This is a genomic window from Actinomycetota bacterium (assembly GCA_041658565.1).
Lineage (GTDB): Bacteria > Actinomycetota > AC-67 > AC-67 > AC-67 > JBAZZY01.
In genome coordinates this window covers 1-3,441 of the sequence record JBAZZY010000068.1, presented here as the reverse complement: position 1 = coordinate 3,441, position 3,441 = coordinate 1, and the positions used below count along the sequence as shown (strand labels likewise).

General features: G+C 62.5%; 2 protein-coding genes. One reads left to right on the top strand and one right to left on the bottom strand.

The window, feature by feature from the left end; translation table 11 throughout:
- Positions 1 to 115: 115 nt before the first annotated feature.
- Positions 116 to 352: a hypothetical protein gene (locus WDA27_14890; GenBank protein ID MFA5892209.1), complete on the bottom strand. Its 237-nt coding sequence runs from the start codon at positions 350 to 352 to the stop codon at positions 116 to 118.
- Between the two features lie 253 nt (positions 353 to 605).
- Here WDA27_14890 and WDA27_14885 point away from each other — a divergent pair.
- The coding region (locus WDA27_14885) for a hypothetical protein (protein MFA5892208.1) at positions 606 to 3,441 on the top strand (2,836 nt) is incomplete at its 3' end.

The window sequence follows — 3,441 nt, the reverse complement described above, 5'->3', positions numbered from 1 at the left end:
TCCAGACCACGCAGATGAACCAATCGTGGGACACGCTCGTCTTGTGCCGCCTCTACGACTTGAACGCGATGCAGAACCTTCCCACGAACTGCGCGTTGGCCCCCCGCGTCTTCGACTACGGGCTCGACGTCACATGGGCATCGGGCACGCACGCCCAACACGCCAGCGAGTGGCGCCTCAAACTCCCGACCAACACGACCCACGACAGCTTCGATCGCATCCACAGCCAGGACGCAACGCTCTTCAAGCGGACCACGCGGCCCCACGACGCTTCATCCCCCCGACCCCAAATCACTACCGAACCCGGTAGCGTCGCGCCTTCGGACGTCTTGCGAACCGCGTACGCCGGCACGGCCGTCCTTCATTGCGTCATCATTCCCAACCGCACTACGCTATCCCTTCCAACCACGCAATCCCACGACTGCCAAGACCCCACCCTCCTCAAACAGGACACCCCACTCTCCTACGAATGGTGCACCGCCGACTTGGCCGCCTTGCCCTTGGACGTGCGAGCAAACGAGGCCATCCACAAATCGCAAGCCACGGAGGCGGGCAGCGGATTGTGGACTTGGAGCCAAACCTGCCAACAAGCCAAAGAGCCCATCGTGACAAACTGGACCAGCCTCTACACGACAACCGACCTCGCGGACTTGGGCCAAGCCCAGACGGCCTACTACGCCAGCACGAACGAGACCCAACGAGCCCAAGCCGCCAACACAGCAAGCACCGTCACTTTGCGCGCCGTGGGCCGCCACCTCGCCTTGAAGGTCACGGATGAAGGCATGCCCATCCGGCCAAACCTCGCGAACTTGGGCCAATCGTCAGACTACAATGCGACCATCCTCGAATGGGACACTGGAGCCAAGTCCAACCTGCGCCTCGAACGAATCGAAATCCACGACGAAGAACTCGGCTGGGTAAATGCCCGTGTGCCAGGCCTCGTGGGCTTCACGCCCATGCGTCTCGTCATCCGCACTCAGTACGAGGTCCTCAACGGTGACGTCCTCAACACCAACTTCTCTCTCCTCGTCGCAGGCGAAAACGGAACTCCACCAAATCCTCCCGTCCTCGTCCATTACGCTGACAACCACACCCTCAACGTCGTCTCATGGAGCCCCAACAACCGGGACCACGCGCAAGCCTACGTCGCGAACTCGAGCCGCCCTCACGCGCTCACGCTCCTCAACGCCAGCGCCAACGGAGCACTCCTCGGGTACGGCCTCTTCGACGACAGCTTCCTCCTGGGGAGCGCCTCGAACGTGACGGTTTGCGCGCGCGAATTGTGGACCGCCAACGCCAGCGGCTCGCACTCGAACCTCGAAACGCTGGACCGGCTCGCCATTCGTGACGCATCCGAGTCCACATGCACGCCGTTCTCGGGCCTAAACGAGATCAACCTCGCCTTCTTCTCAGACCTGCTCGTGAGCGCAGAAATCCGGCAAGGCAACGCGCTTGACGCATCCTACCAGATCGTGGGCGAGCCCCTCGACCACCTCCAAACGCTTGGAGAAAGCACGACGCACACGCTAAGCGAAGCCGTCACGCACTACCAACCCACCGCTTGGGAGAAGAGCGCGCGCACCGGCCACATCCGGCTCGTCATCACTCTGCCCGTGCGCTCCTCGTGGGAAACGTCCTACATGCTCGCCGACGTCATCCACGCGCTTCGACCCACCGTTGGCGTCTTCGCAGTCCTCATCGAGGACTTGCCCCTCACGCCCCACTTGGCCTTAGAAGTCGAACAAGCCGCAGACCAATACGGCAGCATCATCCTCGTACCAAGCGGCACGCTTCCCCAAACGGCTTGGTCATGGCGCGCCCAAGACAAGCTCATGACGATCCAAGGCCTCGCCGCGAGTCCCCGCGTCCTCACCATTGGCGCTGGCGAAGAGAATGGTGGGATCGCGTCATGGTCGCGCCTTGGACCCACTCCCGCCTTGACGCCCAAGCCCGACTTCGTGGCCCCAAGCCCCATTGGAACGACGCTGGGAAGCGTCCTCAACGCGCTCCCCTACGTGGAAGCCACTGCCTTGCGCGGCGTTCACGAGGTGGATCTCGTCCGCGCGGTCTTGAGCAGCCTCGCTGTGAACGTGCGCGGCCAATACGGGGCCCCGGCCACGTATTACGAGCAAGGGCTCGGAGCGCTCGACTTGGGCGCGTTCCTTGCCTGGAACACGAGCGACCCCATCGACCAACTCGCCACGAGTCTTGGCCAATCGCGATCAAGCGTGTTCGAGAACGTCACGGCGAACCTCAACATCACGCAGCAAACGGCGAGCGCGAGCACGCCCGGCCAACTCTTGGGCGCTGCGGCCCCCGCCGAGCCCCTCGTGCGTGCGGCCGTGACGAAATCGCTCCTCAACGTCACCATCGACACTCCCGCCTTCCCCGCCAGCCTCCAAGTCGATTTTGGCGTCGTCAACAACAAACTCCCTGGAGTCGCCAACTTCTCGCCCATCGACCTCGACGCTCTCCTCAACGCGACCACGTCAAGCTATCAAGTCCTCTTGGAAGAAGCGGGCTACACGGGCACAGAACTCGCCAACCTCAACGAGATGATTCACAATCTCGTTCAGGTGCGCGCGCTCGAAGGCCAAGACGTCACGCTCAACGTCACGCACTACGCCTTCTTCGACCTCCTTGAGAAAGACCTCCTCTACACGCTCTACGATCAGGCCCTCAACACGAGCGTCAAGGACGTTGGGGGCATCCTTGACGAGCCAACCCAAACCGACCTCACCGCCATCCAAAGCATGCTCGAACCGTGGCTCCTCAACCCATACTACTTGGCAGACGAGCGAAGCGGCCAAGCGCGATTGCCCGTCAACGTCGGGACAGACTGTGCCAGCGGGGCTCCCATCGATGGGACACTCGCGCTCGCCGAAGCCGTCCTGCGTTTGCTCCACGCGGAGGCCAACACGTTGGAGGGCACGACCAAAGCCCCCGCATCACTCGTCCTCTCCCAAGCGCTCCCCACGAGCATCGACGGTTACGTGAGCGAACAAACGCAGGATTACCTCAAGAGCCAAGGAGGCCAACTTGTTTGTCTCCAGGACCAACGTGTTCTCCTTGCTCACCTCAAGGACTGGACAACGCAGCTTCGCGACCTCAAGCGCGCGCCTTGGGGGGCCCTCAACCAGACTGAAAGCCTCCTTGGGACGTACGACCAGACGCAGCTTGGGCGCGAAGTCCGCCAGACCGCCATCCAAATGGGGATAGACCCCACCGAGTTGGCGTCCAAGAACGCGAGCCTCGCCCTCGATCAAGCGTTGGACGTGCTTGAACGCGCCATCACGCTACTCGACGAGAAACTCAGTCTCGTCGGCGTTCCCTTCATCGAGACGAAGGCTCCCGAAGGCCTCACGAACCTCACGACCAACGCGTCGCGAACGAGGGATGCGCCCCTTGGGCTCTTCGTGGGCCTTGCCCGGATGACGAGCC